Origin of the sequence: Ramlibacter sp. PS3R-8 (genome assembly GCF_037572435.1) — a bacterium.
Classification (GTDB): Bacteria; Pseudomonadota; Gammaproteobacteria; order Burkholderiales; family Burkholderiaceae_C; genus Ramlibacter.
The window spans coordinates 86,571-108,431 of record NZ_JBBHGT010000006.1; the positions used below are offsets into that span (position 1 = coordinate 86,571).

The 21,861-nt window shown below is 68.1% G+C and carries 20 protein-coding genes; 12 read left to right on the forward strand and 8 right to left on the reverse strand.

All coding sequences use genetic code 11. The features are described 5' to 3' along the window. Nucleotides 1-35 precede the first annotated feature (35 nt). Both WG902_RS18790 and WG902_RS18795 read right to left on the reverse strand, forming a co-directional pair. Nucleotides 36-3,302 (reverse strand): non-ribosomal peptide synthetase, encoded by a 3,267-nt coding sequence (locus WG902_RS18790; protein ID WP_340061729.1) that lies wholly within the window; start codon nt 3,300-3,302, stop codon nt 36-38. Nucleotides 3,303-3,456: 154 nt separating this feature from the next. Then, a complete protein-coding gene (locus WG902_RS18795) occupies nt 3,457-3,936 on the reverse strand; it encodes a VOC family protein (protein WP_340061730.1) in 480 nt (159 codons plus the stop codon). Between the two features lie 100 nt (nt 3,937-4,036). Here WG902_RS18795 and WG902_RS18800 point away from each other — a divergent pair, with 100 nt between their 5' ends. Next, the gene (locus WG902_RS18800; RefSeq protein WP_340061731.1) at nt 4,037-4,312 is read left to right on the forward strand and encodes a DUF2277 domain-containing protein; all 276 of its coding nucleotides are present in this window, start codon (nt 4,037-4,039) and stop codon (nt 4,310-4,312) included. Nucleotides 4,313-4,391: 79 nt separating this feature from the next. On the opposite strand, the gene WG902_RS18805 is transcribed toward WG902_RS18800, so the two are convergent. After that, nucleotides 4,392-5,624 carry an MFS transporter gene (locus WG902_RS18805; protein ID WP_340061732.1) on the reverse strand — a complete coding sequence of 411 codons (1,233 nt, stop codon included), beginning with the start codon at nt 5,622-5,624 and terminating at the stop codon, nt 4,392-4,394. Between the two features lie 149 nt (nt 5,625-5,773). On the opposite strand from WG902_RS18805, the gene WG902_RS18810 reads away from it, so the two are divergent. From WG902_RS18810 to WG902_RS18835, 6 genes are all read left to right on the forward strand, one after another. Further along, nucleotides 5,774-6,448, forward strand: a complete 675-nt coding sequence (locus WG902_RS18810; protein ID WP_340061733.1) for a hypothetical protein — start codon at nt 5,774-5,776, stop codon at nt 6,446-6,448. A gap of 129 nt (nt 6,449-6,577) precedes the next feature. After that, nucleotides 6,578-7,591 (forward strand): ABC transporter ATP-binding protein, encoded by a 1,014-nt coding sequence (locus WG902_RS18815; protein ID WP_340061734.1) that lies wholly within the window; start codon nt 6,578-6,580, stop codon nt 7,589-7,591. A gap of 36 nt (nt 7,592-7,627) precedes the next feature. After that, nucleotides 7,628-8,917: an ABC transporter substrate-binding protein gene (locus WG902_RS18820; protein ID WP_340061735.1), complete on the forward strand. Its 1,290-nt coding sequence runs from the start codon at nt 7,628-7,630 to the stop codon at nt 8,915-8,917. After that, nucleotides 8,914-9,807 (forward strand): carbohydrate ABC transporter permease, encoded by an 894-nt coding sequence (locus WG902_RS18825; protein ID WP_340061736.1) that lies wholly within the window; start codon nt 8,914-8,916, stop codon nt 9,805-9,807. Before WG902_RS18820 ends, WG902_RS18825 begins: the two co-directional genes overlap by 4 nt. Continuing rightward, the gene (locus WG902_RS18830) at nt 9,804-10,634 is read left to right on the forward strand and encodes a carbohydrate ABC transporter permease (RefSeq protein WP_340061737.1); all 831 of its coding nucleotides are present in this window, start codon (nt 9,804-9,806) and stop codon (nt 10,632-10,634) included. Before WG902_RS18825 ends, WG902_RS18830 begins: the two co-directional genes overlap by 4 nt. A gap of 2 nt (nt 10,635-10,636) precedes the next feature. Further along, nucleotides 10,637-11,497, forward strand: a complete 861-nt coding sequence (locus tag WG902_RS18835) for an endonuclease/exonuclease/phosphatase family protein (RefSeq protein ID WP_340061738.1) — start codon at nt 10,637-10,639, stop codon at nt 11,495-11,497. Nucleotides 11,498-11,535: 38 nt separating this feature from the next. Here the strand turns inward: WG902_RS18835 and WG902_RS18840 are convergent, their stop codons facing one another. After that, nucleotides 11,536-12,957 carry an amidase gene (locus WG902_RS18840; RefSeq protein ID WP_340061739.1) on the reverse strand — a complete coding sequence of 474 codons (1,422 nt, stop codon included), beginning with the start codon at nt 12,955-12,957 and terminating at the stop codon, nt 11,536-11,538. Continuing rightward, complete coding sequence (locus WG902_RS18845) at nt 12,954-14,423, reverse strand: mandelate racemase (RefSeq protein ID WP_340061740.1); 1,470 nt, start codon at nt 14,421-14,423, stop codon at nt 12,954-12,956. The genes WG902_RS18840 and WG902_RS18845 overlap by 4 nt, the downstream gene beginning before the upstream one ends. 120 nt (nt 14,424-14,543) lie before the next feature. Between WG902_RS18845 and WG902_RS18850 the strand changes: the two genes are divergently transcribed. Next, nucleotides 14,544-15,203 carry a TetR/AcrR family transcriptional regulator gene (locus WG902_RS18850; protein ID WP_340061741.1) on the forward strand — a complete coding sequence of 220 codons (660 nt, stop codon included), beginning with the start codon at nt 14,544-14,546 and terminating at the stop codon, nt 15,201-15,203. A 10-nt stretch (nt 15,204-15,213) separates the two neighbouring features. Here the strand turns inward: WG902_RS18850 and WG902_RS18855 are convergent, their stop codons facing one another. The 3 genes from WG902_RS18855 to WG902_RS18865 are packed head-to-tail and all read right to left on the reverse strand — an operon-like array spanning nt 15,214 to nt 17,889. Further along, nucleotides 15,214-16,032 (reverse strand): ABC transporter ATP-binding protein, encoded by an 819-nt coding sequence (locus tag WG902_RS18855; RefSeq protein ID WP_340061742.1) that lies wholly within the window; start codon nt 16,030-16,032, stop codon nt 15,214-15,216. 2 nt (nt 16,033-16,034) lie between these two features. Then, on the reverse strand, nt 16,035-17,069 hold the full coding sequence (locus tag WG902_RS18860) for an ABC transporter substrate-binding protein (protein ID WP_340061743.1): 1,035 nt from the start codon (nt 17,067-17,069) through the stop codon (nt 16,035-16,037). Between the two features lie 40 nt (nt 17,070-17,109). After that, entirely contained in the window at nt 17,110-17,889 is a 780-nt protein-coding gene (locus WG902_RS18865) for an ABC transporter permease (protein WP_340061744.1), read from the reverse strand. 86 nt (nt 17,890-17,975) lie between these two features. Between WG902_RS18865 and WG902_RS18870 the strand changes: the two genes are divergently transcribed. From WG902_RS18870 to WG902_RS18885, 4 genes are all read left to right on the forward strand, one after another. Next, on the forward strand, nt 17,976-18,650 hold the full coding sequence (locus tag WG902_RS18870; protein WP_340061745.1) for a TetR/AcrR family transcriptional regulator: 675 nt from the start codon (nt 17,976-17,978) through the stop codon (nt 18,648-18,650). 85 nt (nt 18,651-18,735) lie between these two features. After that, the gene (locus tag WG902_RS18875; RefSeq protein WP_340061746.1) at nt 18,736-19,782 is read left to right on the forward strand and encodes an NAD-dependent epimerase/dehydratase family protein; all 1,047 of its coding nucleotides are present in this window, start codon (nt 18,736-18,738) and stop codon (nt 19,780-19,782) included. Then, nucleotides 19,769-20,635 (forward strand): GNAT family N-acetyltransferase, encoded by an 867-nt coding sequence (locus tag WG902_RS18880; protein WP_340061747.1) that lies wholly within the window; start codon nt 19,769-19,771, stop codon nt 20,633-20,635. Before WG902_RS18875 ends, WG902_RS18880 begins: the two co-directional genes overlap by 14 nt. 23 nt (nt 20,636-20,658) lie before the next feature. After that, on the forward strand, nt 20,659-21,726 hold the full coding sequence (locus tag WG902_RS18885; RefSeq protein ID WP_340061748.1) for a dihydrodipicolinate synthase family protein: 1,068 nt from the start codon (nt 20,659-20,661) through the stop codon (nt 21,724-21,726). The last annotated feature ends 135 nt before the right edge of the window (nt 21,727-21,861 follow it).

Genomic DNA, 21,861 nt, shown 5'->3' on the forward strand with positions numbered 1-21,861 from the left:
GGGGCTCCTGCGAACGATGCAGGCATTCTGCCGCACTACGGCCGAGCTGCGCTGTTCGCCTTCTCTTCCTCGGCGCGCTCGAGGGCGGCGAGCAACAGGTCGGCCACCTCGGCGACCCTGGGCTTCTCCAGCAGGCCCAGGTGATCCGCGTCCACCGTGTGGCGGTCCAGCCGGGCCACGTGCTGGGTCCAGCCGCAGTCCGCGCGCTGCCGGGGGTCGCGCGCCAGCCGCTGTCCCGAAACCACCAGCGTCGCCGCGCCTTGCCACGGCTGCACCTGCGACAGGTACCCCCACATCGCACGGCGGTACGCCTCCTGGCGTCGGCTGTCGAGCGGCGATTGCTGCTCCCTGTCGTCATAGCGGGTGAACTCGGCCCGCCTGGGCGACGTGGCCGGTGGCGGCCGGAACCGCTTGAGGATCCGGGCGCCGACCGCCCGAACGAAAGGTCCTGGCCGCAACAGGAACAGGCGCAGCATGCGGCCCGCCCACTTCTCCGGCAACACGGCATCGAGCAGGCCGAGGAAGACCACCTCTTCGCCCTGCCCCCGCAGCTGCTGCGCCACCTCGTACGCGACCACGCCGCCGAAGGACATGCCGATCAGCCGGTAGGGGCCCCTGGGCTGCTGCTGGCGGATGATCTCGATGTAGTCGCGCGCCAGTTCCTGCACGGTGGGGCCGGCGGCGCCGGCCTCGAACATCAGCAGCTCCCGGCCCGCGTAGACGCCGTAGGCGGCGTAGCGGCCTTCGAGGCGGCGCGCCAGCTCGCGGTACAGGTGCACGCCGAGCAGCATGAAGACGGCCGGAGCGTCGGGGCTGCCGTTCAGGAGCAAGGGCCGCGGCGAGCGCGAGAACTCGCCCTTCGCCTGGGCCGCCAGCGCGCGGACGGTGGAGTGCTCGAACAGGATGTCCGGCGACAGCTTGATTCCCAGCACGTTCTCCAGCTCGAGCAGCAGCAGCACCGCCGTCAACGAATCGCCGCCCTGGTCGAAGAAATCCGCGTCGGGGCTGACCTCGGGGCACTTGAGCACACGCGCCATCGTCTCGCCGATCTGCTGCTCGAGCGCCGTGCGCTGTGCGACCTTGCCCGCGCCCGGTGACGATTGCTCCGTGTTGGGATCCCAGGGCAGCAGGGCGAGCTTGTCGCGGTCCAGCTTGCCGTTGGCCGTCAGGGGCAGCGCTTCCAGGACCACCAGATGCTGCGGCAGCATGTATTCCGGCAGCCGCGCCGCCAGCGCCCTGCGGAACGCGCCCACGCTGGGGTTCTCCACCTGCGCGACGAAAGCCACCAGCCGCACGTCCTGCTCGTCGAGCTTCTTGAGCACCACCGCGCACTGCGCCGCCAGCCCGAGTTCGCGCACGGTGTTCTCGATGCCGGCCAGCTCGATGCGCACCCCGCGCACCTGCACCTGGAAGTCGCGCCGCCCGAGGATCTCCAGGTTGCCGTCCGGGTGGACGCGGCCCATGTCGCCGGTCAGGTAGAAGCGGCGCCCCTCCCGCTGCACGAACTTCTGCGCCGTCAGCTCTTCGCGCTGGTAGTAGCCGCGCGTGACGCCCCGCCCCGAAAAGCAGATCTCCCCGACCACGCCGATGGGCACCAGCGCGCCGCGCGCATCCATCACGCGCACCGCGGTGTCCGGGAACGGCTTGCCCACGAAGCTTCGGGTCGCCTTCACCTCGCGGCGGATGGGGTAGGTGCAGCCCATCACGCTGACTTCCGTGCAGCCGTAGATGACGAACAGCTCCGCGTTGGGGAAGACGGTCTTGAGCTCTTCCTGGATATGCGGGGGCACCAGGTCGCCGCCGCTGGACGCGTGCCGCATCCGCGGGAAGGTCTTGCCAGTGGACGACGCCGCTCGCAGGTAGCGAAACAGGCTGCCCAGCAGGCTCGGGCCGCAATGCAGGACGGTGACGTCTTCCAGCACCTGCGCCAGCCGGTCGGGGGCCAGCACGTGTTCCCGGTTCATCAGCCGGACGCTGCCGCCCGAGCAGAGCGGGAACAGCAACTCGAAGAAGCTGATGCTGAAGGTGTAGCGTGCCACCGAGAGGAACACGTCGTCCGGCCGGAAACCGTACCTCTGCAGCCCGACGTGCACGTAGTGCGCCAGGTTTGCGTGCGTTGCGACCACCCCCTTGGGGCGGCCAGTGGTGCCCGAGGTGTAGAACATGTGGCTCGCGTGATCGAGCGTCACCGCCACGGCCGGCGCGCCCGTGGGCAGCGACGAGAGTTCGGACAGGTCGGCGTCGAAGCAGAACCGCGGGAAGCGCTCCGGCTGGGTCAGCGCGGACAGGTGCGACAGCGTCAACACCTGCGCCGGCTGCGCTTCGTCCACGATCATCCCGATCAGCAATTCAGGATGGGTCGGATCCAGCGGGACGTAGACCGCGCCGACCTTCCAGATGGCCAGCATGGAGACCAGCACGTCGAAGGACGGGCCCAGGCAGACAGCGACGCGTGCGCCCTCGGTGACGCCGCGGGACTGAAGCAGGTGCGCCAGCTGGTTGCTGCGGATGTCCAGTTCGCCATAGGTGAGGGATGCGTCGTGCAGGCGCGCCGCCCTGGCCTCCGGCCGCAGGCGCGCCTGCTCTTCGACCAGGCGAAAGACCGGCACCGGGTCGTAGGCGACGGTGCCGCTGTCGAAACGGAGCACCTCTTCGTCGGCCGGTGACAGCAACCGCAGCTCACCGACGTGAACCTCCGGATCGATGCGGACCTGCTCGACCACCAGCCGGAAGCTGCTCATCAGCCGCTGCACGGTGGCGGGCTTGAAAAGCCGTTCGTTGTAGCGGACGGTCAACGCCGTTGCGGCATCGCCCGGGTGCAGGAACAGGTGCAGGTCATACGGTGTGATCGGACTTTCGGCGCTGCCGGCACCGTCGTCGGCGGGCGGACCCTCGGTGAAGCTGACCGCCACGTTCGCCATGCCGCGTCCGAGCCCGATGCCGGATGCCGCCATCAGCATCGCAGCACTCACCCGGGCGGCCAGTGTCCCCATGGTCACGTCCGCGTCCACCTCGCAGTCGACCGCGAGGCGCTGGTCGCGGAGGATGTCGCAGGCGATCATCGCCTGGTGCGTGAAGCGGTGGAGCACCGCGGCAACGGCGGCGACGAACGAAGCCACCGCGCGTTCGTCACCGGGCGGAAACGTACCCATGTCCAGGTCAGGGATGCGGTGCAGTCCCGGCGCGTAGCCCAGGGTCGAGGACCGCTCCGCATCGAAAGGCAGCTGGACGAAGCGGCGTTCGGAGGGCGCGCGCGCCGCGGATACGGCAGCGTTGCCCGACGAGGGGCTGCCCTCTGCCACGTCAACTGAAACAACCTGTTGCGGCATATACACCTTCACGCGCAGGATAGCGTGAAATCAGCGCACCAGAACGGGTCGTGGGTCAGCAGCAAGGACCCGAAAGAACCAACGGCGTCACGTAAGAGCGAAATCCGGGAGGCCAAGGCGCCCCGCGTCAGCCGCGCCGGGCCGCCTCGATCGCCGCGATGTCGATCTTGCGCATCTCCATCATCGCCGCGAAGGCGCGCCTGGCCACGGCCGGATCGGGGTCGGTGATCGCCTCGATCAGCACGCGGGGGGTGATCTGCCAGGACAAGCCCCACTTGTCCTTGCACCAGCCGCAGGCGCTCTCCTCGCCGCCGTTGCCGACGATCGCGTTCCACAGCCGGTCGGTCTCCGCCTGGTCCTCGGTGGAAACCTGGAACGAAAAAGCTTCGCTGTGCTTGAACGCCGGGCCCCCGTTCAAGCCGACGCACGGGATGCCGGCGACGGTGAATTCCACCGTGAGGACGTTGCCCTGCTTGCCGGACGGAAAGTCGCCTGGCGCGTGCATCACGCGTCCCACCTTGCTGTTGGGGAATGTCCTGGCGTAGAACTGCGCCGCCTCCATGGCGGTGCCGTCGTACCAGAGGCAGATGGTGTTCTTGGGCGTCACTGTCTTTCTCCGTTCCTGGGCGGGGCGAGCAGTCTGCCACGGATCAATCCCCAGCGGAATGCTTACCATGGAGAGAGAGCTGTCAGCTGGGAGCAGACCCATGTGCCGGAACATCAGGACCCTCTTCAACTTCGAGCCGCCTGCGACGGAACTCGAGGTCCGTGACGCTTCGCTGCAGTTCGTCCGGAAGCTCAGCGGCTTCAACGTTCCCTCGAAGGCCAATGAAGCGGCCTTCGAACGCGCTGTCGAAGAAGTGGCGGCATCGGCGCGAACGCTGATCCTTTCGCTGGTCACGCATGCCGAGCCTCGCACCCGCGAGGCCGAGGCGGCCAAGGCACGGGAGCGTTCCATCGCGCGTTTCGGCCAACGAGGTTGACCCGTCGGGCGCGCGCTCAGCGCAGGACCTTCTCCATCTTGCGCACCTTGGCGCGCACGCCGCAGACCACGCCCGTGGGCTACGCGGCCTCGCCGGCGGCACCCGGCATGGGCCCGGGCCGCTTCGGCGCCGGCGTGACGGGCAGCTGGCTCAGGATCAACAACGACAGCACGGCGGTCGCTGCCATCACTCCGAGCAGCATCGCAAAGCCCGCTTGCTTCACCAGCGGGCCGATCAGCCACACGGCCAGCGAGCTCGCGCCGAGCGAGACCGCCAGGCGCATGCCCGACACCCGCGAGCGCATGCTGTCGTCGACGAAGCGCACGATCATCGCGTCGGTGAAGGGGATGGCGCCGAAGATGGCCGTCATGAAGAGGAACTGCAGCCCGTAGAAAACCCATCCATCGGCCATCGTCGCCAGCGCGAGCAGCACGGCCTGCGCGGCGACCACGCCAAGGTAAAGCCGCTTGAGGGGCATGCGATCGATGAGATGGCCCACGACCAGCTGGGCGAGGGAAGCGGCCGCATAGACCGCGGCGAGCAGCGCGCCCAGGCGGGCGGGATCCTGCAGGATGCTGCGCAGCCTCTCGGACAACAACTCGTAGTTGCTGTTGGTCGAAAAGTTGAACAGCAGGCTGCCGCTGGTGGCCGCCACGGTCATCACCAGCAGCAGCCTGGCCATCGACACACCGGGGAGCGCCACCGCGGCACTGGCCTTCTTCTTTGCCGGCGCCGCCTGTTCCGGGCTGGCCAGCACGGCGAAGGCGCATCCCACCAGGAGGCACAACACGCCGGGGATGGCGAAGGCCATGCGCCAGTCCAGGTACTTCACGAGGAACCCGGTCGTCACCGCAGCCACGGCCACCCCGAGGTTGCCGACCAGGCCGTTGATGCCGATGCTCAAGCCCGGACGGGTCGCTGTCTGCACGAGCATCGGGATGCCCACCGGGTGATAGATCGAGGCAAAGCATCCCAGCAGCGCCAGGGCGACGGCCATCTGCATCGGCGACTGCGTCACGCTCACCAGCAGGGCAGCGGCGCCCATGCCGAAGAAGAACACCGTCATCATCTTGCGGCGGCCCCAATGGTCCCCCAGCCTGCCGGCGGGCAATGAGCCGATGCCGAAGAAGAAGAAGGCCGCCACGCTGTAAGGCATGAGGTCCTCCCAGCGGGCAACGCCGAAATCGGCCGCGATGCTGGTCACCGCGGTCGCGAAGATCAGCAGGAACATGTGGTCGATGGCATGGCCGATGTTCAGGAGCCATTGGGTCGCCATCGAATTGGCGGGGCGGGCGGGGTGCGAAGCGTCCATGGTGCGAATTGTCGGCGGAACGCGAATCGGACGCCATGCACCCAAAAGGTCAAGCGGTCATTTATTCCAGCGGTTTCGCTAGGGATGACCCTGAGCCCGCGCAGTGTGCACGTGATGCGTAATCGCGCGTCATGACACAAGGATCCCCCATGCGCTACCGCCTCCTCGCCGCCGCCCTTGCCGCCACCGCCCTACTCGCGTCCTGCGCGACTCCGACGAGCAGCACCGGACCGATGAGCTTTTTCGTCACCAGCGCCGGCTCGGGGCGCGGTGGCGACCTCGGCGGCCTCGCCGGTGCGGACGCCTTGTGCCAGCGCCTGGCGGCAGGCACCGGCGCGGGCGGACGGACCTGGCGCGCTTACCTGAGCACGCCGCCCACCATGGCAGCCAACAACAACCCCGCCATAGCCGCCGTGAACGCACGGGACCGCATCGGCAACGGGCCCTGGTACAACGCCAAGGGGGTGCTGGTGGCGCGCAACCTCGAGCACCTGCACAACGGCAACAACCTGGGCAAGGAAACCGCCTTGGACGAGCGCGGCAACGTGGTGCGGGGGCGTGGCGACACGCCGAACGAGCACGACATCCTGACCGGTTCGCGCTCCGACGGCACCGCCTTTGCGCCGCAGACCGACACGACCTGCAAGTCGTGGACCAGCAGCACGGACGGATCGGCCATCGTCGGCCACCATGACCGCTCGGGTCCGATGCCGGAGAACTGGGCGCGCTCCTGGAACTTCTCGCACCAGTCGGCCGGCTGCAGCCAGGAGGCGCTGGTGCGCACCGGCGGCGCCGGGCGCCTGTACTGCTTCGCGGCCAACTAGCGTCGCCGGCTGCGGTGCCGAAGCCGGCCTCGGGGCCTCGACACCACCCCTGACGGGGCGGACGGGCCCGAACGCAATCCCCCGAAACCCTTGGCTTCGGGGGAGTGTCCCGTTCCTATACTCGCCCCCATGTCATCCATCCGCCTGATCGGCGTGACCAAGCACTGGGGCGCGGCCACCGCCCTCGAGGGCATCGACCTGGAGATCGCCTCCGGCAGCTTCTGCGTCCTGCTCGGGCCGTCCGGCTGCGGCAAGTCCACGACCTTGCGGATCATCGCCGGCCTGGAGACGGCGTCCAGCGGGCAGGTGCTCATCGACGGGCGTGACGTCACTGCCCTGCCCCCGGCCCAGCGCGGCGTGGCGATGGTGTTCCAGAACTACGCGCTGTTCCCGCACCTCACCGTCGCCGACAACATCACCTTCGGCCTGTCGGTGCGCAAGATGCCGGCCGCCGACAGGGCCCGGCGCCTGGCGGAGACCGCCGACCTGCTGGGCCTGGGCTCCTACCTCGCCCGCAAGCCGTCGCAGCTTTCCGGCGGCCAGCAGCAGCGCGTGGCGCTGGCCCGCGCGCTGGTGGCGCAGGCCAAGGTGTGCCTGATGGACGAGCCGCTGTCCAATCTGGACGCGCAATTGCGCCAGGAGATGCGCACCGAGTTGCGGCAATTGCAGCAGCGCCTGGGCCTGACCGTCGTCTACGTGACGCACGACCAGGCCGAGGCCATGAGCATGGCGGACCAGGTGGTGCTGTTGAACCGCGGGCGCATCGAGCAGGCGGCGACGCCGCGCAGGCTGTATGCGCAGCCCGCCACCACCTTCGCCGCCCGCTTCATCGGCACGCCGGCCATGAACCTGCTGCGCCTGGACGGCGACCGCATCGCCGGCAGCGACGTGCCGGCCGGGCGCACCGCGCATTGGCTCGGCATGCGGCCCGAAGCGGTGACCCTCGGCGGGCGCGTGCCGGCCCGGGTGCGCAGCATCGAATACCTGGGCGCCGACCTGATCGCGCATTGCGCCGTCGGCAGCGAGACGCTCACAGTGCGCACCACGGGGCAGGCGGACCTTGCCGCCGGCAGCGAGGTGCGGCTGGACTGGCCGGCCGCAGGCGCCCACCATTTCGACGCCGAAGGCCGGCGCCTGGCCTGACACGGAACATTCACGACAACGAAGGAGACTCGGGACATGCAGCGCAAACACTTCACCTCCCTGCTGGCGGCCACGGCCGTCGCCGCCTCGCTGGGCTGGGCCCCGGCACGAGCCCAGACCACGGAGATCTCGTTCTACTACCCGGTGGCGGTGGGCGGCGCGATCGCCAAGTCCATCGACGGCTTCGCGGCGGACTTCATGAAGGCCAACCCCGGCATCAAGGTCACGCCGATCTACGCCGGCACCTACCAGGAGACGCTGGTGAAGGCGCTGACGGCGCACAAGTCGGGGACGCCGCCGGTGACCTCGGTGCTGCTGTCCACCGACATGTTCACGCTGATCGACGAGGACGCGATCGTGCCGATCGACAACTTCGTGAAGACCGCCGACGACCGGGCGTGGCTGAACAGCTTCTACCCCGCGTTCATGATGAACAGCCGCACCGGCGGCAAGACCTGGGGCGTGCCGTTCCAGCGCTCCACCGTGGTCATGTATTACAACAAGGAGCTGTTCAAGGAAGCCGGGCTGAATCCGAACCAGCCGCCGCAGACCTGGGCCGACCTGAAGACGACGGCGACCAAGCTGACGAAGAAGGACGCGAGCGGCAAGGTCACCCAGTGGGGCGTGCAGATCCCTTCCAGCGGCTTCCCCTACTGGCTGTTCCAGACGCTCACCACCACCAACGGCGCGATCCTCGCCAACGAGGCGGGCACGCAAGTGAAGTTCGACGACCCGAAGGTCATCGAGGCGCTGCAGTACTGGGTGGACCTGGGCAAGGCCGGCATCCACCCGCCCGGCGTGGTGGAGTGGGGCACCACGCCGAAGGACTTCTTCGAGAAGAAGGTGGCCATGATGTACACCACCACCGGCAACCTGACCAACGTGAAGAACAACGCCAAGTTCGATTTCGGCGTGGCGATGATCCCCGGCAATACGCGCAAGGGTTCGCCCACCGGCGGCGGCAACTTCCACATCTTCAAGAAGGCCACGCCGGCGCAGCAGGAGGCCGCGTTCAAGTTCATCAAGTGGGTGACGCAGCCCGAGACGGCGGCGCAGTGGAGCATGGACACCGGCTATGTCGCCGTCTCGGAGGCCGCCTACGGCACCGACACGCTGCGCAAGTACGGCCGCGACTTCCCCGCCGCGCTGGTGGCGCGCGACCAGCTGGCGCATTCGGTGGCGGAGTTCTCCACCCATGAGAACCAGCGCGTGACCAAGGCGCTCAACGACGGCCTGCAGGCGGCGCTGACCGGCACCAAGACGCCGGCCCAGGCCATGCAGGACGCCCAGCGCGAAGCCGACCGCATCCTGCGCACCTACAAGTGACGACGGCTCGCGGCGCGGGCGGCAGCCACACGGCGGTCCACGCCTGGCTGCTGCTGCTGCCGGCCCTGGTGCTGCTGGTGGCCTTCACGCACTGGCCGACGGCAGCCACTTTCTGGGACAGCTTCCAGTCCGCGCCCAAGGGCGGGCGGGCGGGGGCGTGGGTGGGACTGGCGAACTACCAGGCCATGGCGGACGACCCGGTGTTCTGGAAGGCGCTGCGCAACAACCTGTGGTTCGCCGGCGCCACGATCCCGCTGTCGATCGGACTCGCGCTGGTCATGGCGCTGTGGGTCAACGAGCGCATCGGCGGCCGCGCCTTCCTGCGCATGGCGTACTTCACGCCGACGGTGCTGCCGATGATCGCGGTGGCCAACATCTGGCTGTTCTTCTACACGCCGCAGTACGGGCTGCTGGAACAGGTCACCGGCGCGCTCGGCCTGCCATCGCACAACTGGCTGGGGGACCAGTCGACGGCACTGGCGTGCGTGACGCTGGTGGCGGTGTGGAAGGAGGCCGGCTTCTTCATGATCTTCTACCTGGCGGCGTTGCAGTCGCTCAATCCGAGCCTGCGCGAAGCCGCCGCGATCGAGGGCGCCTCGCGCTGGACATTCTTTCGCCGCGTGCAGTGGCCGCTGCTGATGCCCACCACGTTGTTCGTGCTGGTCAACGCGGTGATCAACGCGTTCCGCATGGTCGACCACGTCTTCGTGCTCACGCGGGGCGGCCCCGACAACGCGTCCACGCTGCTGCTGTATCACCTGTACGAAGTGGGATTCAAGTTCTGGGACACGGGTTACGCCGCCTCGCTGACGGTCGTGCTGGTGGCGGTGCTCGCGAGCGTGGCGCTGTTCCAGTTCTTCGTGCTGGACAAGCGCGTGCACTACCAATGAGCGCCACGCACCGACTCGTCTACAACGAGCCGACCTGGCTGGACACGCTGGCGGCCTGGCTGCTGGCATTGCTGTGGATCCTGCCGCTGTTGTATGCCGTCTGGACGGCCTTCCATCCACCGGAGTTCTCCACGCGCTTCGAGCTGGCCGCGCCGTTGACGCTGGAGAACTTCCGCCGCGCCTGGGAAGCCGCGCCGTTCGCGCGCTACTTCCTGAACACCGCGGTGCTGGTGCTGATGATCCTGGCCGTGCAGCTGGTGCTGGCGACCATGGCGGCCTACGCCTTTGCGCGCTTCACCTTCCGCGGCAGCAACGTCGCCTTCTCGCTGGTCCTGGTGCAGCTGATGATCATGCCGGACATCCTGCTGGTGGAGAACTACAAGACGATGGCGCAGCTGGGCCTGGTCGACACCTTGCTGGCGATCGGCCTGCCTTACTTCGCCTCCGCCTTCGCGATCTTCCTGTTGCGGCAGACCTTCCTGGGCATCCCGAAGGAACTGGACGAAGCCGCGCGCGTGGAAGGCGCGTCCGCGTTGCAGACACTGTGGCGCGTCTACGTGCCGCTGGCGCGGCCGGTCTACACGGCCTTTGCGCTGGTGTCCATCAGCTTCCACTGGAACAACTTCCTGTGGCCCCTCATCGTGACCAACAGCGTCAACTCGCGCACGCTCACGGTGGGGCTGCAGGTGTTCTCGTCCACCGACCAGGGGGTGGACTGGTCGATCATCACGGCGGCGACGCTGCTCACCTCCGCGCCGCTGCTGGTCGCCTTCCTGCTGTTCCAGCGCCAGTTCGTCCAGAGCTTCATGCGCGCGGGGATCAAGTAGCCATGAAGCTGGTCACCTGGAACACGCAGTGGTGTTGCGGCCTCGATGGCGTCGTCAGCCCCGAGCGCATCGTGCAGGACGCGCGCGCGCTCGCCGACTTCGACGTGCTGTGCCTGCAGGAGATCGCGGTCAACTACCCCGCGCTGGCGGGCGACGCGGGGCACGACCAGCCGGCGCTGCTGGCGGAGTTGCTCCCCGGCTTCCAGCTGTTCTTCGGCGCGGCGGTGGACGAGTTCGATGGGTCCGGCCAGCGCCGCCGCTTCGGCAACCTGATCGCCACCCGGCTGCCCGTCACGCAAGTGCAGCACCATCCGCTGCCCTACCCTGCCGACGCCGGCGTGCGCAGCATGCCGCGCATGTGCACCGTGGTCACCGTGCGCGATGCCGAACTGGGGCCGGTGCGCGTGATGACCACCCACCTGGAGTACTACTCGAAGCTGCAGCGGATGGCGCAGGCGAGCGCGCTGCGTGACCTGCACCTGGCGTACTGCGCCCAGGCGGAGGCGCCGCCGCAGGAGAGCGACGATGGCTCGCCGTTCCAGTCGAAGGTGCACACCACCCAGGCCATCCTTTGCGGGGACTTCAACCTGGAGGCGAGCGAGCCGGAGTACGCCGTGCTGACGCAAGTCTCACCCCAGGGCCGGCTGTGGGACAGCTGGCGGCTGCTGCATGGCGCGACGCCGCATGCGCCGACCTTCCGCCTGTTCGATCGCCGCTATGGCCCGGAGCCCGTCGCCTGCGACTTCGTCTTCGTCAGCGACGCGCTGCAGGCGAACGTGCGCGCGCTGGCCATCGACGCGGCGACGCAGGTTTCGGACCACCAGCCAGTGCTGGTGCAAATCGCGCCGCCGGGCGAGCCGTAGTCCTGCGACCGCCCCGCGCGGCTGATGTCGGCCAGGCGCTATGCCGAGGTGTCGAGCGCGGCGGGCCGAAGATGCGCCCAGGGCCTCGCCCGCTCGAAGGCGCGTGCGGCCTGCATCACCAGCAGGTCGGAATGCATCGGACCGACGATCTGCAATCCCACCGGGAGCCCCGCCCGCGTGAACCCGCAGGGCACGCTGGCAGCGGGTTGGCGGGTGAAGTTGAAGGGGACCGTGAACGGCCACCATTCGTTCTGCCCATCGTAGCCCGGCGGGGCGCCGAGATCGGCGGAGAACGGCGCCACTGCCACCGCGGGGGTCAGCAGCAGCGGGTAGTCGCGGTGGAACAGGTTCATGCGCGCGCCGAACTTCGCCCGCTCCGTTTCGACGGCGAGGAAGTCGGTGACCGAGTTCACCCTGCGCGTCTCGCGGATCATCTGTACCACCTTCGGGTCCATCACGGCGAGCTTGTCCTCGCCGAAGGACTGGAAGGCGAAGTGGCTCACGGCGTCGCGCAGCTTGGCGATCAACGGCAGCGGGTTGTCCATGACGTGGGGCAGCGTCTCGACCCTGGCCCCCAACTGCGCGAACGCGCGGACCGCCTGCTCGCAGATCGCCACCACTTCATCGTCGACCCGCGCATAGCCCAGGGTCGGGCTCCACGCAACACGCATCCCGGCCAGCGAGCGCTCCAGCGCTTCGTGGTAGGGCACCGGGTCGTGCGGCAAGGCCGTCCAGTCGCGCGGGTCGGGCTCGCTCATGACGGTGAGCATGCGGGCCGCGTCCGCCACTGTCCGGGTCATGGGCCCGATGCTGGCGAATGTGGCGTAAGGCGTGGGCGGCCACGCGGGCACGCGCCCGCCGCTCGGCTTGTGCCCGAACACGCCGCAGAAGCTGGCAGGGATCCGGATGGATCCACCGGCGTCGGTGCCGACGGCCAGCGGGCCGATGCCGGCGGCAACCTGCGCCCCCGCCCCGCCGCTGCTTCCCCCTGGAGTCATTTCCGGATTCCAGGGGTTTCGTGTGACGCCCGTCAGCGGGCTGCGGGTGATCGGGCCAACAGCAAACTCCGGCGTCGTGGTCTTTCCGAACACGACAGCTCCGTGCTCGCGCAAGCGGGCCACGCACGGACCGTCCTCCAACCAGGGCTGGTCCGCCGGAATGGTGAGAGATCCGCGGCGGGTGGGCCAGCCCCTGGTGAGCACGATGTCCTTCACGGAGACCGGAACGCCATCGAGGAGGCCCTGCGGCTCACCGCGCTGCCAGCGGTCTTCCGACCCTTTCGCGCTAGCCAGTGCCGCCTCGGGGTCGAGCACGCAGAAAGCATTGAGCAGGGACTGGCTGCGCTCCGCGCGTTGAAGGACGGCGCGCGTCACTTCAACCGGCGACAGCTTGCGGCTGCGGTAGTTCTCCAGCAGTTCGTGTGCCGAGAGCCAGGCAATGGCGGGATCTTCGCGGGTCATGCATCTTCCTTCACGAATGCGGGCCAGCGCGACGGCGGTGCCGACTCCAGCGTGGTCCAGTCCAGGTCGGCCCCATGGGAATGGCCCGGGACGTCGAGAGACCCGATGCGGATGGAACCCTCGGAAATCTTCAGGCGGGCCACGACGTGGCCATCTGCCACCGCGTCAAGTCGGTAGAGGTCGGGGTGGGCGGCGGCGAAACGGCGCTGCTCTTCCTGGGGCCGGTGCCGCATGCCATCGATGAAGTGATGCGCGTTCTTCTCGACATGCGACAGCCCCAGCAGACTGACCAGGCCGAGGTCCTGCTGCAGCGAGATCCCCGGCAGGGTGGTGAGGTCCTCTGCCGCCATGAAGTGCCGTCCAGGCGCGACCGAGTTGCGCACGTCGCAGCGCGCGCGGTTGAGAATCGATTTGTAGAGGCCCTTGCAGTTCTTGGTGGAGACGCCGCGGTAGCCCAGCTCCAGCGCCTTCGGAAACGCATCGAGAGTCGCGTCCGACTCATCGATGACGACCGGCCGCAAGGCGTCGATCGCGCGGACGTCGGCGGTCAGCGCGACGTCGCGAGCCAAGGGTTGTTCGAGCCACAGGATGGAGGCATGGAACCGGCGCAGGCGGGTCGAGCCCTCGAGCGTGCGCAACAACTGCACGACCGGCTCGACGTCGCGGAACTGCTCGTTGCCATCCAGGGTGACGTGGTAGGGCGTGCCGGCCTGGTCCAGCACCGATGCGATGGCGGACAGCCGCTCGAGGTCGGCCGCCGGATCGCCCGCGACCTTGATCTTGTAGTAGCGATGGCGGTAAGTGGCGACCACGTCCTGCAGCGTTTCCGGCAGTCCATCGGCCGGGCCGCTGCCTTGCGGTTGGTCGGCCGCCACGATCGGATCGACCAGCCCCACCGTATGCCGCACTTGCAGCTCCTGCAAGGGCTCCCTGGCACGCAGGAAGCGGTCAAAGTCGAAGCCCACCAGGTCGGGGGTCAACGGCGTCGGCCGCAGGCCGGGGGCGTTGCCGCGCATCAAGGTCCAGAACGACTGGCTCGTCAGGCGCCCCAGCGCATCGACGATGCAGCGGTCCAGCAACGCGGCGCCGTAGCCGGCGATCAGCGCCGGCATCCGGAAGCGCGCGCACTCCGCGTTGAGCCACTCATATGCGCCCACGAAGTGATCGAAAGCCGTTTCGTCGCCCTGCTCCCGATAGCGCTTCGCCGCGAGCTCGATGGACAGCCGTAGCTGATCGTAGTTGTCTTCGTCGGACAAGGCGGGGTTCTTGTCAAACCACTTGGCGCTGAGCGCCTCCGCGGCCGCACCCCAGCACGACCGACCATCGGGCAGCGCGATCCGGGCGCGCACCACCACCTGCCGGCCATGCGTCTTCGTCGAGTTGCCGAAACGGAACGGCAGCCGGTTCTTCACCGCGCACTCCCGCACGTCGACCTCGCATACCTTCAGCCGCATCGCTTCCGTCATTCGTGCCTCTCGGTTCGCGGCCACTGTAACGACCGGCTCACGTGCATGTCAACCAAAAAGTTGATCGATCAGCGCTGGCAGAATCGCCCTGCCCGCGACTCCAACAGACAGAGAAGGCCAATGTCGACCCGCCGCACAGATCGATCAAAGACCGCAAGGAAAGAGGCCTCCCCCGCCGGTCAGGCACGCGAGGCCATCCTCGCGGCCGCGCGCCAGGAGTTCTCGGCCAAGGGCCCGGCCGGCGCGCGCGTCAACGAGATCGCGGCCCGCTCCGGCGTCAACAAGCAGCTGATCTACTACTACTTCGGCAACAAGGAAGGCTTGTACGCCGCGGCACTGGAAGCCGTCTACGGTGAGATCCGCGAACTCGAACAGGGTCTGCTGCTGGATGAGGAACCGCCAGACGTCGCCATGCGCGCCCTGGTGGCCTTCTCCTTCGACTACCTCGCCGCCCATCCCGAGTTCATCGGCATGCTCAAGCACGAGAACGCCAGCGGTGCGCACCAGATCCAGCAGTCTGAAACGCTTCAAGGACTGAATTCGCCGCTCATCGCGTCGATCCGCAAGACGCTGAAGCGGGGCGTAGCGGCGGGAGCGTTCCGCGAAGGAGTCGATCCTCTGAACCTGTACATCTCGATCGCGGGCATGTCGTACTTCTTCTTTTCCAATCGGCTGACGCTGTCGTCGATCTTCGGGCGCAACCTCGCCCACGCCCGCAGCGTGTCCGCCTACCGCCGCCATGTGCTCGACTATGCGATGGCCGGACTGAAGCCGGACTGAACCCGCAGGTTCAGCTGACCGTCTGCGGCACTTCTTCCAGGTTCTTCTGCGCGAGGTCGTTGTACAGCTCCAGAGTCATGCGGCCCAGTTCGGGCGAGACCCGGGTGGCCATCGTCCGGGGCCTCGGCACCGCCACGGACTTGATGGATGCGACACGCCCCGGCCGCGGCGACATGACCACCACGCGGTCCGACAGGAAGCAGGCCTCCGGAATCGAGTGGGTCACGAACACGACCGTCTTGCGCGGGCCGCCGTCCCCGGCTTGCTGTTCACCCCAGATGCGCAGCAGTTCCAGGTTCATGTCGTCGCGCGTCATGGCGTCGAGCGCCCCGAACGGTTCGTCCATCAGCAGGATCGGCGGGTCGAGGATCAGGGCTCGGCACAGGGAAGCGCGCTGCTGCATCCCTCCTGACAGTTCGCCGGGACGCTTCTTCGCGAAGTCGGCCAGGCCCACCAGCTTGAGCAGGTCGTGCGCGCGGTCGCGGTAATCGCGCGGGTTGAGCCCATAGAGCTCGACGGGAAGCAGCACGTTGTCCAGCACGGAGCGCCACTTCAGCATGACGGCGGCCTGGAACACCATGCCCACCTTGGGAATGGGCTTGTCCACCGGCGAGCCGTCGACGAGGATGCGGCCACCGGTGACGGACCGCAGGCCCGCGATGCAGCGCAGCAGCGTCGACTTGCCGCATCCGCTCGGGCCGACCAGGGACACGAACTCGCCCTGGTCCACCGTGAGCGAGATTCCCCGCAGCGCCTCCACCGGGCCGCTGGCGGCCTGGTAGACCATGTCGACGTCCTCAATCCGGATCAGCGGCTGCGGGTTCGGCATGCTCAGTTCTTCACGGGCAGCGGCAGGTCCACCTTGGTGAGGTACTGGTTGGTGAAGACGGTCTTGCAGTCCACCGGCTTGGGCAGCCCCATGTACTTGTTCGCGATCTCGACGGAATCGCACATCTTTTTCTCCTCGATCCAGCCGATGCCGTTTTGCGCGTACCGGGTCGTGCGCATCAGGTCGATGCCCATGGCCTGGTTGCTCCGGATGAATGGCAGGTTGATTTCCGGCGAGCGCTTCTTGTAGATCGCGAGCGACGGCTCGCGGTCGGCCATGACGTCGCGCCAGCCGGTATAGGCGGCCTTGAGGAAGGCGCGCACCTGCTCGGGCTTCTTCGCCAGCGTCTCCTCGCTGGCGATGAAGGCCATGCTGTACATGTTGAAGCCAAACTTCGCCCACGGCATCTGCACGACCTTGTCAGCGCCCATGGCCTGCTCGTAGTTGTACTGGCCGGTCAGCAGGTCAGCCACCCCATCGACCCGCTTGGCCGCCACGGCGGGCACCTTCGCCGTGGGCTCCACGTTCACCCAGGTCACGGAGTTGGGGTCGATGCCGTTCTGCCGCGCGAATGCGGGCCAGACCATCCTCTGGCTGTCCCCCGGCGGCGCGCCGATGCTCTTGCCCACCAGGTCTTTCGGCGTGCGCAGCGGCAAGTCGGTGCGGCTGAAGATGTTCTGCGGGGTCTCGTCGAAGATCATGCCGATGATCTTGACCTTGGCGCCGCGGGCGATCCCGGCCAGCACCACGCCCGTGTCGGCGATCGCTATGTCGGCGCGGCCGGTATCGGCCTTGGCGAGCGATTCACCGGAACCCTTGGAGTTCTCGATCTCGACGTTCAGTCCCGCCTGGTCGAAGTAGCCTTTTTCCTGCGCAACGAAGTACGCGCCATGGTCACCGGTGGGGAACCAGTTGATGGCCAGCTTGAAGGGCGCCTTGGCCTGCGCCTGCGCGGCAGCGGGCGCGACGGCGAGCACGGCGGCGGATGCGATGACCAGCCAGCGCGACAAGGTCAGCGGCGTTGTGGGGCTTTTCACGGGTTTCTCCTTCGATGTGGGCAAGGGACGGACGGGACATTCATCGGCCGCCGTCGACTGCCCAGGGAGCCAGCACGCGCCCGAGGCCGGCGACGATGCCGAACACAGTGAGACCGATGACGGACACCAGCGCCACTGCGGCGAAGGCGACGGGGGTATTCATGCTGCTTTGCGAGGTGATGATCACGTACCCCAGTCCCGCCTGTGAAGCGATGAACTCTCCGAGAATGGCTCCGACGACAGAAGACGTGGCGGTGATCTTCAACGCGCTCAGGATGTAGGGATAGGCGTTGGGAATGCGGATCTTGACGAACACGCGCCACTTCGGCGCGTTGAAGACGCGGCCCAGGTCGATCATGTCCTGGTCGATCTGCGACAGGCCAGCGGCGGTGTTGATGACCACGGAGAAGAACCCGATGATCGCGCCGATCAGCATGTTGGGCCCGATTCCGTAGCCGAACCACAGCAGGATCAGCGGGGCGATGGCCACCTTCGGCAGGGTGTTGACGAACACGAGGAAGGGCATCAGCGCCCGCGCGGCAGTGTCCGACCAGGCGATCGCGGTCCCGAGCAGCACGCCCACGACTGCCGCGAGCACGAAGCCGCCGACGATCTCGACCGTGGTGATCCACATGTGCTTGCCCCACGGCACGTCACTGCCGACCAGGGCATTCCACACGGACGCGGGACTGGGCAGGATGTATTCGCGCACGCCGAAGACGCTGACCACCAGTTGCCAGGCGGCGAACACGGCCACGAAGACCAGCACGCTCGGCATGTGGCGCAGCGCCGTCGACATCACGGTGGAACGAGGTTGCATGGTTGGGGTTTGCGAGGATCAACCAAACAGTTGAGTGGCGCTCATACTGCCACTACTTTTCAAACGGACGGTTGAGGGTTTCCCTGATGGCCGGCACCAACTTGGGCAAGGACGAACACACGGCGCTCGCCGGCACGTGGGATGCGCCGCGCAAGGTCGGCGGTGGTGCGCGCGACGCGTTGCTCGCCGCCGCGGTGGCCGAGTTCGCGGAGAACGGGTTCGCCGGCGCGCGGGTAGACGCCATCGCGCAGCGCGCCGGGGTGAACAAGCAGCTCGTGTATCACTACTTCCAAAACAAGCAAGGGCTGTACCAAGCGGCGCTCGAGGCGGTCTATGCGGAAATCCGGGACCGGGAGCGAGAACTTTCGCTTGATGCGCTCGCGCCTGCCGAAGCGATGGCGCGCCTGGTGGGTTTCTCCTTCGACTACCTCGCCGACCACCCCGAGTTCATCGCGCTGCTCGCCGACGAAAACCGCAATCGCGGCAGCCACTTGAAAGCCTCGCCACGACTGAAGCGGATGCACTCCCCTCTGATGGACTTGCTTCGCCGCACGTTGCGGCGCGGCGTGGAAGCCGGCGTGTTCCACAGGGGCTATGACGCAGTCAACCTCTACATCACCGTTGCGGGAGTCTCCTACTTCTACTTTTCCAACAACCACACGCTGTCCGCCATCTTCGGGCGCCCCCTTGCCACGCCCGCCGCGCTCGCCGGACGGCGGCGCCACGTCGTCCGGATCGTGCTGAACGCCTTGCGGGCCTGACCGTTCCGAGTTTTTCAACCGTTTGGTTGACACCGGCGGCGGCCCCCTCCTATCATCCCCGGCACTGCCCTGCCCTGCGCCCAACATGACTCAACCCTTCCTCGACGACCTGCCCTGCCCCGACCGTTTCGCGACCGAGGAGGCGCTGGAGGACTACCTCGCGGCGCCGTCGCGCGATCTGGTGCGCGACCTCGCCCGGGTGGAGGGCGACCTGCTGATCCTGGGCGTCGGCGGCAAGATGGGGCCGTCGCTCGCTCGGCTGGCGCGCAACGCGACGCCTGGCCGTCGCGTGATCGCCGTCGCGCGCTTCAGCGAAGCCGGCGTGCGCGAATCGCTGGAAGCCCATGGAGTGGAGACCATCGCCTGCGACCTGCTGGACGCGGCAGCGCTGGCAGCACTGCCCCAGTGCGCCAACGTGGTCTTCATGGCGGGACGCAAGTTCGGCGCCGACGCCAACCATCCCCTGACCTGGGCCATGAACGCGTACGTTCCTGCGCTGGTGGCGCAGGCGTTCCGCCGCTCGAGGATCGTCGCCTTCTCGACCGCTTGCGTGTATCCGTTCGTCCCGGTCACCAGCCAGGGCGCCGACGAATCGCTGCCGCCCGACCCGCCCGGCGAATACGCGCAATCCTGCGTGGCGCGCGAGCGGATGTTCGAGTACTTTTCGCAGCAGCACGGAACCCCCGGCCGCCTGTTCCGCCTGAGTTACGCGATCGACATGCGGTACGGCGTCCTGGTCGACGTCGCCACGAAGGTCTGGCGCGGCGATCCGGTCGACGTCACCATGGGGCACGTCAACGTCATCTGGCAGGGCGATGCCAACGCGCAGGCGCTGCGCTGTCTGGCCGTGGCTACCACGCCCACGTCGCCGCTGAACGTCAGCGGCCCCGAGACGCTATCGATCCGGTGGCTTGCGGAAGAGTTCGGCCGACGCTTCGCCAGGCCCGTGTCGATCACGGGCCAGGAGGCTCCGACGGCGTGGCTGATGAACACCACGGCGGCCGAGAGCCTTTTCGGCTATCCGCGCACGCCTCTCCTGCGGCAGGTAAGCTGGGTGGCGGACTGGGTCGCGCGCGAGCAGCGCCTCTACAACAAGCCGACCAAGTTCGAGAAACGCGATGGCAGGTACTGATCCCAACGGGCCCGTCCAGTTGCTGGAACTGCTCGACGCCGGCGTTCTCGCCATGCTCGAGGACCTGGTCGTGCAGAGCGGCTGGAACCAGACGGGCGACGACTGGCGCGTGTTCGGCCGGTACGGCGGCATCAGCGTGGTCCGCGATTCCGGGGACCGCATCGTCGCCAGCGGAGCCATGCTGCCCATGGGGGCGGCGCTGCAAGGCGGCACGGTTGCGTGGATCAGCATGATCCTGGTCACGCCGGCTCGGCGCGGCCAGGGCCTCGGACGCGCGGTGTTCGAGGACAGCCTGCGCCGGGCCCAGGCGCTGGGCCACCTGCCGATGCTGGACGCCACCCCGCAGGGCGAGCCGCTGTACCGCAAGTTCGGCTTCGAGCCGGTCTGGCGGCTGACCCGTTGGCGGCGGGGCGCCGTTGCGGCTCGGGCACCGGCACCGGGCCCCGAGGTTGCCGATCTCGCGGCCCTGGCCGCGCTCGATGCGCAGGCGCTCGGCTTCCGGCGCGCAGGCTTGCTCGGTGAACTGGCCGGACGCCCGGATTCGCGCTGCGTGCGACACGCCGCAGCGATTGGCGTGGTGCGCGCCGGCCGCATCGCGCACCAGATCGGCCCCGTGCTCGCCGCCGATGAAGCGCATGCCGCCGAACTCGTGGAACGCATGGCGAGTGGCGTGGAGGGGCCGATGATGATCGACGCCGCCGACGACAGTGCCGGATTCGGCCTCGCACTGGCGGCCATGGGCTTCGAGCGTCAACGCACCTTCACCCGCATGGCGCTGGTTGGTCCCGGTCAACGCCTGCCACAGGGAGACCAGCGCCTGATCCACGCGGTCGCAGGCCCCGAGTTCGCCTGACTATCCACGTGCCAAAGATACACATGCCACTGAACCGCTCCGACCTTCCTTCCGACGTCCTTGACCTGCTCGCCCAAGGCGCGGTCATTCCCGCTCACCCCCTGGCACTGGATGCCCGGCGCCAGTTCGACCGCCGCCGCCAGCGTGCGCTCACCCGTTACTACGTCGACGCCGGCGCCGGCGGCCTGGCCGTCGGCGTGCACACGACGCAGTTCAACATCCGCGATCACGGACTGTACGAGACTGTGTTGCGGGCGGCCATGGAGGATCGCGACGCCTGGACGTCTCGTCCCATGGCGATGATCGCCGGCTTGTGCGGTGCAACGGCGCAGGCCCGTGCAGAGGCCGGCACGGCGGTCCGGCTCGGCTACCACGCAGGGCTCCTGAGCCTGGCGGCACTGGCCGGCCAGCCCGAAGACGCGCTCATCGCGCATTGCGAGTCGGTGGCGCAGGAGATGCCGATCATCGGCTTCTACCTGCAGACTGCCGTCGGCGGCCCGGTGCTCTCCAGCGAGTTCTGGCGCCGGTTCGCATCGATTCCGAACGCCTTGGCGATCAAGGTGGCGCCGTTCAACCGCTACCGCACGCTCGACGTCGTGCGCGGGGTCGTAGCGGCCCGCGCCGAAGACCGCGTCTTCCTTTACACGGGCAACGACGACCACATCGTGCTGGACCTGGCCCTGCCCTTCACTGCCATGCGCGACGGGGTTCCGGTGACGGTGCGGTTTCGCGGTGGCTTGCTGGGGCATTGGTCGGTATGGACTTCCGCTGCCGTGCGCCAGCTGGCGCAGGTGAAGGCCGTGCTGGCGCAGGTCGGTGGCAGGCTGCCACCGGAGCTGCTGGCCCTGGACTCGCGCGTGACGGACTGCAACTCGGCATTCTTCGACGTGGCCAACAACTTCATGGGCTGCATCGCCGGCTGCCATGAGGTCCTGCGCCGCCAGGGGCTGCTGGAGGGCATCTGGTGCCTGGACCCTGCGGAGGGCCTGGGTCCTGGGCAGGCGCGCGAGATCGACCGCGTCTACCTGGAGCACGGCGACCTCGGCGACGACGCGTTCGTGCGCGAGAACCTCGCACGCTGGCTCGACTGACGCCGGCTCGTCAGCGACGCGTTGAAGGGGAACGTGCGCGCGCTGGCCGTCGACGCGGCGACGCAGGCTTCGGATCACCAGCCGGTGCTGCTGGAGCTTGCGCGTCCAGCCGCCGCAGGAGCGCTTCCACCGCAT

Bases quoted from the DNA above. Each gene is read 5' to 3' on its own strand.
- WG902_RS18800 (WP_340061731.1), top strand. From the start codon at position 4,037: ATGTGCCGGAACATCAGGACCCTCTTCAACTTCGAGCCGCCTGCGACG.
- WG902_RS18805 (WP_340061732.1), bottom strand. From the start codon at position 5,624: ATGGACGCTTCGCACCCCGCCCGCCCCGCCAATTCGATGGCGACCCAA.
- WG902_RS18810 (WP_340061733.1), top strand. From the start codon at position 5,774: ATGCGCTACCGCCTCCTCGCCGCCGCCCTTGCCGCCACCGCCCTACTC.
- WG902_RS18815 (WP_340061734.1), top strand. From the start codon at position 6,578: ATGTCATCCATCCGCCTGATCGGCGTGACCAAGCACTGGGGCGCGGCC.
- WG902_RS18820 (WP_340061735.1), top strand. From the start codon at position 7,628: ATGCAGCGCAAACACTTCACCTCCCTGCTGGCGGCCACGGCCGTCGCC.
- WG902_RS18830 (WP_340061737.1), top strand. From the start codon at position 9,804: ATGAGCGCCACGCACCGACTCGTCTACAACGAGCCGACCTGGCTGGAC.
- WG902_RS18835 (WP_340061738.1), top strand. From the start codon at position 10,637: ATGAAGCTGGTCACCTGGAACACGCAGTGGTGTTGCGGCCTCGATGGC.
- WG902_RS18840 (WP_340061739.1), bottom strand. From the start codon at position 12,957: ATGACCCGCGAAGATCCCGCCATTGCCTGGCTCTCGGCACACGAACTG.
- WG902_RS18845 (WP_340061740.1), bottom strand. From the start codon at position 14,423: ATGACGGAAGCGATGCGGCTGAAGGTATGCGAGGTCGACGTGCGGGAG.
- WG902_RS18850 (WP_340061741.1), top strand. From the start codon at position 14,544: ATGTCGACCCGCCGCACAGATCGATCAAAGACCGCAAGGAAAGAGGCC.
- WG902_RS18855 (WP_340061742.1), bottom strand. From the start codon at position 16,032: ATGCCGAACCCGCAGCCGCTGATCCGGATTGAGGACGTCGACATGGTC.
- WG902_RS18865 (WP_340061744.1), bottom strand. From the start codon at position 17,889: ATGCAACCTCGTTCCACCGTGATGTCGACGGCGCTGCGCCACATGCCG.
- WG902_RS18870 (WP_340061745.1), top strand. From the start codon at position 17,976: ATGGCCGGCACCAACTTGGGCAAGGACGAACACACGGCGCTCGCCGGC.
- WG902_RS18875 (WP_340061746.1), top strand. From the start codon at position 18,736: ATGACTCAACCCTTCCTCGACGACCTGCCCTGCCCCGACCGTTTCGCG.
- WG902_RS18880 (WP_340061747.1), top strand. From the start codon at position 19,769: ATGGCAGGTACTGATCCCAACGGGCCCGTCCAGTTGCTGGAACTGCTC.
- WG902_RS18885 (WP_340061748.1), top strand. From the start codon at position 20,659: ATGCCACTGAACCGCTCCGACCTTCCTTCCGACGTCCTTGACCTGCTC.